We start from the raw sequence: 6,630 nt of genomic DNA, 5'->3' as shown, positions 1-6,630 counted from the left end.
GGCCCCGAAATAGACGCCCATGTTGGCCTGGGACCCCGAATGGGGCTGAGCGTTGACGTACTCTGCCCCGAAAAGCTTTCGGGCCCGCTCTATAGCCAAAATCTCGGCCTCGTCCACAAACTCGCACCCGCCATAGTAACGCTTCCCGGGGTAGCCCTCGGCGTATTTGTGGGTCATGACGCTGCCTGTGGCCTGCCGCACGGCCTCGGACACGAAATTCTCGGACGCGATCAGCTCCAGATTGTCCAGCTGACGGTTCAGTTCCTTCTCGATGGCCGCCGCCACCTGGGGGTCTCGATCCTTGAGATCCTGCATCTGGTCCTCCCTGTGTGGATCTGTGCGGTCCGCAGGCCGCGTCTATTCGAATCGCTTAAAGACGATGGAGGCGTTGGTGCCCCCGAAGCCGAAGGAATTGCACATTGCGTAATTGACCCGACCCGGGGCCGCGCGCCCGGCCATGTAGTTCAGATCGCACTCGTCATCCGGATTCTCGAGATTCATGGTCCCCGGGATCATGCCCTTGGCGATGGTCAGCACGGTGAAAACGCTCTCGGCCCCGCCGGCTGCTCCGAGCATGTGTCCGATCTGCGACTTGTTGGCCGATATGGTCAGCTTGTTTGCGTGGGATCCGAAAACTGCCTTGATGGCCCTGGTCTCGCTGATGTCGTTCAAGGGAGTCGATGTGCCGTGAGCGTTGATGTGATCGACGCGCTCCGGCGCGATGCCGGCATCCCGCAGGGCGTTTTGCATGGCCAGGCTCATGCCCCGTCCGTCTTCGTCCGGCGCCACCATGTGCCCTGCGTCGCAAGACGCTCCGTAACCGATGACTTCGGCCAAAATCTTGGCCCCCCGAGCCAAGGCATGATCAAGTTCTTCGAGAAGAAGCAGGCCGCATCCCTCGCTCATGACAAATCCGTCCCGGTCCCGATCAAACGGCCGACTGGCCTTTTCAGGTTCATCATTTCTGGTACTCAAGGCCTTCATGGCATTGAAGCCGGACACGGCCATGGCCGTGATGGTCGCCTCGACCCCGCCGGTGATGATCGCCTTGGATCGTCCTGCCAAGATGTCCGCATAGGCGCAGCCAATGCCGTGCAGTCCCGAGGCACAGGCCGAAGTCGTGGCTAGGTTGACGCCCCGGGCCCCGATGGAGATGGCGATCTGGGCCGGAGCCATGTTGGCGATGAGCATTGGTATATAGAAAGGGGAAATCTTCTTCGGCCCCTGTTTGGAGAGACGGCCGTGAAAGGTCTCGATGGTTTCCAGGCCCCCGAGTCCGCAGCCGAGGATGACTCCCACCTCCCTGGAATCCTCCTCGGAAATAGCGAACTTGGCGTTCTCCATCAGCTGCAGACCGGCCGTGACCGCGATCTGCGTGAAACGGTCCATCCGTTTGGCCTGCTTGAAGGGAATGGACTCGTGGGGAACGAAGTTTTTCAGTTCCCCGGCGATCCGGGTCTGGTGCTCGCGGCTGTCGAAAAGGGTCAGGGGGGCGATGCCCGATCGGCCGGCCAGGAGACCCTCCCAGCTTTCCTCCAACGTGTTGCCGAGAGGGGTAAAGGCCGCAAGCCCGGTGACCACGACTCGTCTGGAAGGGGGGGTCATGTTCTCTCCCTACACCGTGTGACTGTCAAAAAAATGAACCCGGGGCGGATCGCGTCTGGATCGCGCCCCAGTCGTGAGTATGTCCGCCCAGGACCTAGATGCTCTTCTTGATGTAATCCACGGCGTCCTGGACCGTGACGATATTCTGGGCATGATCGTCGTTGATCTCGACGTCGAACTCCTCCTCCATGGCCATGATCAACTCGGTCAGGTCTAGGGAGTCGGCGTTCAAGTCCTCGACGAACTTAGAATCTGGATTAACTTCCTCGGCGCTGACGCCGAGCTGCTCGACCACAATGGCTTTGACTTTCTCTTCGACGGACATTGTATTCCCTCCGAATGTATGGATGGTGTTTTCGTTCTTCTCAATACCGGCCCTATCCGCGACGGGAGAACCGGATGCCGACTACATGTACAGCCCGCCGTTCAGCCCCAGCACCTGGCCGGTGACATATCCCGCCAGGGGCGAAAGAAAATAGGAGACCGCGGCGGCAATCTCCTCGGGTCTGCCGAATCTGGCCAGAGGAATATGGGCCAGATATCGACTTCGAACCTCGTCGTCCAGGGATCCGGTCATATCCGTTTCGATAAAACCGGGAGCCAAGGCATTGACCGTCACGCCCCGTGGAGCCAGTTCCTGGGCCGCAGCCTTGGTCAGACCGATGAGCCCGGCCTTCGCCGCACTATAGTTGGCCTGCCCGGCGTTCCCACTCTGCCCGACCACGGACGAGATGTTCACGATGCGACCCTGACGCTGCCGCATCATGACCTTGGCCGCCTGCTGCAGACATGCGAAAGCCCCTCCCAGACCGACGTCAAGAACCGAGGCCCATTGCGTTTGCTTCATGCGAACCAGAAGCCCGTCTCCGGTGATGGCCGCATTGTTGACCAGCCCGTAAGGGTGCCCCGAGTCCTTGATGGGTCCTTCGAAAAAATTCTTGACCGCGTCCCAGTCGGCCACGTCCAGCCGATGGGCCGTGGCCTGCCCCCCGATGCCTTGAGCCTCTTCGCTGACCGCCTCAGCAGCGTCGGGCCTGCTGACGTAGGTGAAATGAACATCGTAGCCCTCGGCAGCCAAAGCCAGGACAATGGCCCGGCCAATGCCCCGGGACCCTCCGGTGACCACGATCAGCTTTTTCTCCGTCATCATCTCCTCCCTGCGCTCACGCTTCGAGAATGGCCGAAGCCCAAGTAAAACCTCCTCCAAAGGAAGTCAAAAGCAACCTGTCTCCGTCCCGAAACCGCCCGAACTCCATAGCCTCGGCCAAAGCGATGGGAATGGAGGCCGCCGAGCAGTTCCCGTAGCGGTCCACGTTGATCATGATCCGGTCCTCGGGAAAATCGAGCTTTTTGGCCAGGGAATGGATGATTCGTTCATTGGCCTGGTGGGGAATGAACAGGTCGATGTCGTCGTTGTTCAGGCCGTTTCGAACAAGGATTTTCTCCGACAAGGCCTGCATGCAGCGCACGGCGTGGCGAAAAACTTCCCGACCCTGCATCTCCACGAAATAATCCCGGCCCACGGGTTGTCCCATGACCGGGGGCCATCCCGATCCTCCACCACGAACTGTAAGCAGATCTCCCAAGGACCCATCGGCGTCGAGCATAACGTCCCGGATCCGAATTCCCCGCTCCGCCCGGTTCGTTACCACGGCCGCGCCAGCTCCATCACCAAAGAGGACGCACGTCGAGCGGTCGGTGAAATCCGTTCTGGAGGTCACCACTTCGCTGGCCACCACCAGAATTCTGGCCTCGGCGTGCAGAGCGCAGAACGCCCTGGCCGCCTCCAGAGCGTAGAGAAAACCCGAACAGGCGGCGTAGAGATCGAAAGCAGGCAGGTTCTTGAGGCCGAGCTTGTTCTCCAGAACGCAGGCCGCACTCGGAATGTAGGCGTCGGGGGTGAAGGTGGCCAGGATGATGTGGGTCAAATCCTCTGGCACTAGCCCAGCATTTTTCAAGGCCTTGCGAGTCGCCTCCAGGGCCAGCTCTGAACATGTCTCACCGGGACCGGCCACATGACGCTGGCGGATGCCGGTGCGACTGACGATCCACTCATCGTTGGTGTCGACCATGGTTTCCAGCTCGGCATTGGTCACAATCCGGGCAGGAACGTGGAAACCGAGGCCTTCTATGGTGCAAGCCCGTTCCATCAAGCTGGTTTCCTGGCCGGCAGGGCCCGCTTGGCAAACACTCCGAGATTCTTGTTAGCGGCCAGTCCCTGCTCAAGATGCTCGTTGGCCTGATTTCGGACAAAGGTCGCAGCCATCTGCACAGCCTTGGTGATGGCCCTGCTGTTGGACGCCCCGTGACAGACCACAGCGATACCCTTGAGTCCGAGGAGCAATGCCCCGCCGTACTCGGCGTAGTCGACCTTTTTCTTGTAGCGGCGAAAGGCTTTCCTCGCCAGAAAGGTCCCAATTCGGTCGACCCAGGTCCCAAAAAGCTCCTGTCGAAGCATCTTGATCAACGAGGTGCTCAGCCCTTCGCTCAACTTCAGAGCTACGTTGCCAACAAACCCGTCGCAGACGATGACATCGGCGTTGCCTGTAAAAATATCCCGGCCCTCGACGTTGCCGATGAAGTTGAGGCCGGTCAGCTTGAACAGGGTATGGGTCTCCTTGGTCAAAAAATTCCCCTTGCCCTCTTCCTCACCGATGTTCAAAATACCGACTTTCGGATTCTTCCGCCCCAGAACGTCCCTGGCCAAGACGTCGGCCATAAATCCAAACTGGACCAGATTGTAAGGCTTGCAGTCGACGTTACCGCCGACGTCGATGAGGACAATAGGCTCTCGCTCGGTGGGCAGGATGGTGGCTAGCCCGGGCCGCTCGATACCCTCGATGCGCCCAAGGATGAACATGCCGCTGGCCAGTGTGGCTCCGGAATTCCCGGCGCTGACCACGCCGTGGGCTAGGCCTTCTCGTACGAGCCGACAGGCCACCTGTATGGAGGAGTCTTTCTTGCGGCGGAGCATGTCCGAAGGCTTGTCGGACATGGACACCACCTCCTCGGCGTGCCGGATGGAAATGCCGGGAATAGACTCCGCCTTGGGCAAACAGGCCTTAATCTCGGGTTCACGGCCGACCAGGACAACATCGATTTCGTCATCCCTCACGGCCTCCAAGGCCCCGACCACAGCCACTTCCACCCCGAAGTCGCCGCCCATGGCGTCGACCGCGATGCAGGGTTTACTGCTGTTCGGCATCTCCAGGCCTTGTGTACTCCCGCCCACGGTATTCTCCGCACGAGGGACAGATGCAATGCGGGAGCGTGGCCTCTCCGCACTTGCAGTACACGACGTTGGGAACCGGCACATGATCATGGGATCGCCGCATGTTCCTCTTGGACTTGGAGGTCCTTCTCTTGGGCAATGGCATGGCTTACCTCTTCTTGTCTTTGGTATCGGAATGATCTGTCTTCATCTGCAGCCCCCGGAGCACGGCCAATCTGGAATCACCCTTCTCGGACGAGCACCCGCAGGGCTCGATGTTCAAATTTTGGCCGCATCGGCCACACAGGCCCTTGCAATCTTCGGAGCAGAGCACCCTGTCGGGCAGGGCAAGGCTGAACTGCTCCCACATCACCGCCCGGATGTCCATCTCCCAGCCCCCCCCGGACGAGCGGAGCAAACCGTCATCAGCCCCTGAACCCCAGTCCTCGAAGGACTCGAAGAATTCAAAACTTTCGTCAATCCTGAACTCGGCCCGCTCCAAACACCGGACGCACTGGGACCGAAAACGTCCGGCTATTCTGCCTTTGACGTAGACACCGTCGCTTTGGGGCAACACCATTGCGATGGCTTCAAAAGGACCGGCAATTTCGATGTCCAGACTCGATTCACGGAACAAGGAATCCCATTCCCGTTCGTCCAGAAACGAAAATTCCCGGCCTTGCGCCGGGATTGCAGACAATTGAATCCACTCGTGTCGCATAGCGTAAGGAGGTCCATCTACCCGAAGACCTTTTTTGCTGTCAAGGATTTCGGGCTTGCAATTTTTCTGGAAGGCCTGTAGAAAATCCAATTCTTTGTTCGTCGATCCAAAAAAAATCCACCCCGAGGGTGCCGAGACCATACAAGGAGGAAGACACCATGTCCAAGGAATGCGCCATATGCGGGAAAAGACCCCAGACCGGGAATAACGTCAGCCACGCCAACAACAAGACCAAAAGGCGGTTCATGCCCAACCTGCAGACCGTTCGTGCTCAAATGGCCAACGGCCAGGTCAAAAGGTTGAGCGTCTGCACGCGTTGCATTCGGTCCGGGGCCGTGACCAAGCCCGTCGCTGATTAGCCCGCCCCCTGATCAACGAAAAAAATCGGGCCAGGGACAAACGATCCCTGGCCCGATTTTTTTTTGTTCTCGCGTCCAGGCTTTTTACCCGGACGTTTCTCTTATATTAATGATGCCCAGACTTCATCCCCTCGTGGATCCGATAAAGGCTGGCAGCGACAATGACGGCCAGATAGGTGAAGATGCCGATGACCCCGATGGTGCCTTCCACCGAGCTGTGCAGCATGTTGCCGATGAGTTCAAAGACCACGTTGGTGCTTTCCGCGTGCATCCCGATCCTCCTGGATGTATGTATGAATGGTTGCGCCCTCTGCGGGGGCGGCCGATCTCGAACATGTCGAAGTTCTCTTTCAAACCAGGCTGGGCCGTCTTGTCAAGTAGTTCCGGGGTGCTCGGACGCAACCATGCATGCATCCAAAAGACGACGCACGTCAGTTTGCCCTTGCGGTTCGGTCACTCCGAGACAGTCTTTCACCCCGCGGATCAAATCGATCAGAGCCCGGGCCTCGGCCTCGTTTCCTCGGGCCTGTTCTCGCTCAAGCCGAACCAGGGCGTCTGTCAGCACTTCACCGAAAAAGCGCATAGCCAACCGGGCTTCCTGAGATCCAATCCCCAGGGTCGATGCCAGATGGGCAGCGATTCTCTCTAGGTCTGTCTTCCGGACCTGAGACGACCCAAACTCAGAATCAGGATGACCGCCCATGACCTGCCAACAACTCCCTGCCGACCCATGC

The 6,630-nt window shown here is 59.0% G+C and carries 10 protein-coding genes; 1 reads left to right on the top strand and 9 read right to left on the bottom strand.

The window, feature by feature from the left end:
- The 8 genes from glyA to EOM25_11150 all read right to left on the bottom strand — a co-directional run.
- Window positions 1–315, bottom strand: a 315-nt coding sequence (glyA, locus tag EOM25_11185; protein NCC25738.1) for a serine hydroxymethyltransferase, incomplete at its 3' end; no start/stop codon positions are given.
- A 42-nt stretch (window positions 316–357) separates the two neighbouring features.
- Window positions 358–1,605: a beta-ketoacyl-[acyl-carrier-protein] synthase II gene (gene fabF / locus EOM25_11180; protein NCC25737.1), complete on the bottom strand. Its 1,248-nt coding sequence runs from the start codon at window positions 1,603–1,605 to the stop codon at window positions 358–360.
- A 94-nt stretch (window positions 1,606–1,699) separates the two neighbouring features.
- Window positions 1,700–1,930 (bottom strand): acyl carrier protein, encoded by a 231-nt coding sequence (locus EOM25_11175; protein ID NCC25736.1) that lies wholly within the window; start codon window positions 1,928–1,930, stop codon window positions 1,700–1,702.
- Between the two features lie 81 nt (window positions 1,931–2,011).
- Window positions 2,012–2,755 carry a 3-oxoacyl-[acyl-carrier-protein] reductase gene (fabG, locus tag EOM25_11170; protein ID NCC25735.1) on the bottom strand — a complete coding sequence of 248 codons (744 nt, stop codon included), beginning with the start codon at window positions 2,753–2,755 and terminating at the stop codon, window positions 2,012–2,014.
- Between the two features lie 13 nt (window positions 2,756–2,768).
- The gene (locus tag EOM25_11165) at window positions 2,769–3,755 is read right to left on the bottom strand and encodes a ketoacyl-ACP synthase III (GenBank protein ID NCC25734.1); all 987 of its coding nucleotides are present in this window, start codon (window positions 3,753–3,755) and stop codon (window positions 2,769–2,771) included.
- Window positions 3,755–4,810 carry a phosphate acyltransferase PlsX gene (plsX, locus tag EOM25_11160; GenBank protein ID NCC25733.1) on the bottom strand — a complete coding sequence of 352 codons (1,056 nt, stop codon included), beginning with the start codon at window positions 4,808–4,810 and terminating at the stop codon, window positions 3,755–3,757. The genes EOM25_11165 and plsX overlap by 1 nt, the downstream gene beginning before the upstream one ends.
- On the bottom strand, window positions 4,794–4,982 hold the full coding sequence (locus EOM25_11155; GenBank protein ID NCC25732.1) for a 50S ribosomal protein L32: 189 nt from the start codon (window positions 4,980–4,982) through the stop codon (window positions 4,794–4,796). The genes plsX and EOM25_11155 overlap by 17 nt, the downstream gene beginning before the upstream one ends.
- 3 nt (window positions 4,983–4,985) lie before the next feature.
- Entirely contained in the window at window positions 4,986–5,678 is a 693-nt protein-coding gene (locus tag EOM25_11150; GenBank protein ID NCC25731.1) for a DUF177 domain-containing protein, read from the bottom strand.
- A 17-nt stretch (window positions 5,679–5,695) separates the two neighbouring features.
- On the opposite strand from EOM25_11150, the gene rpmB reads away from it, so the two are divergent.
- Window positions 5,696–5,896, top strand: coding sequence for a 50S ribosomal protein L28 (gene rpmB / locus EOM25_11145; protein NCC25730.1), 201 nt, complete (start codon window positions 5,696–5,698; stop codon window positions 5,894–5,896).
- A gap of 373 nt (window positions 5,897–6,269) precedes the next feature.
- Here the strand turns inward: rpmB and EOM25_11140 are convergent, their stop codons facing one another.
- A complete protein-coding gene (locus EOM25_11140; GenBank protein ID NCC25729.1) occupies window positions 6,270–6,479 on the bottom strand; it encodes a hypothetical protein in 210 nt (69 codons plus the stop codon).
- Window positions 6,480–6,630 lie beyond the last annotated feature (151 nt).

Source organism: Deltaproteobacteria bacterium (assembly GCA_009929795.1).
Taxonomy (GTDB): Bacteria; Desulfobacterota; Desulfovibrionia; order Desulfovibrionales; family Desulfomicrobiaceae; genus RZZR01.
The sequence above is the reverse complement of the archived record's forward strand: the minus strand, read 5'-3'. Positions and strand labels throughout refer to the sequence as shown.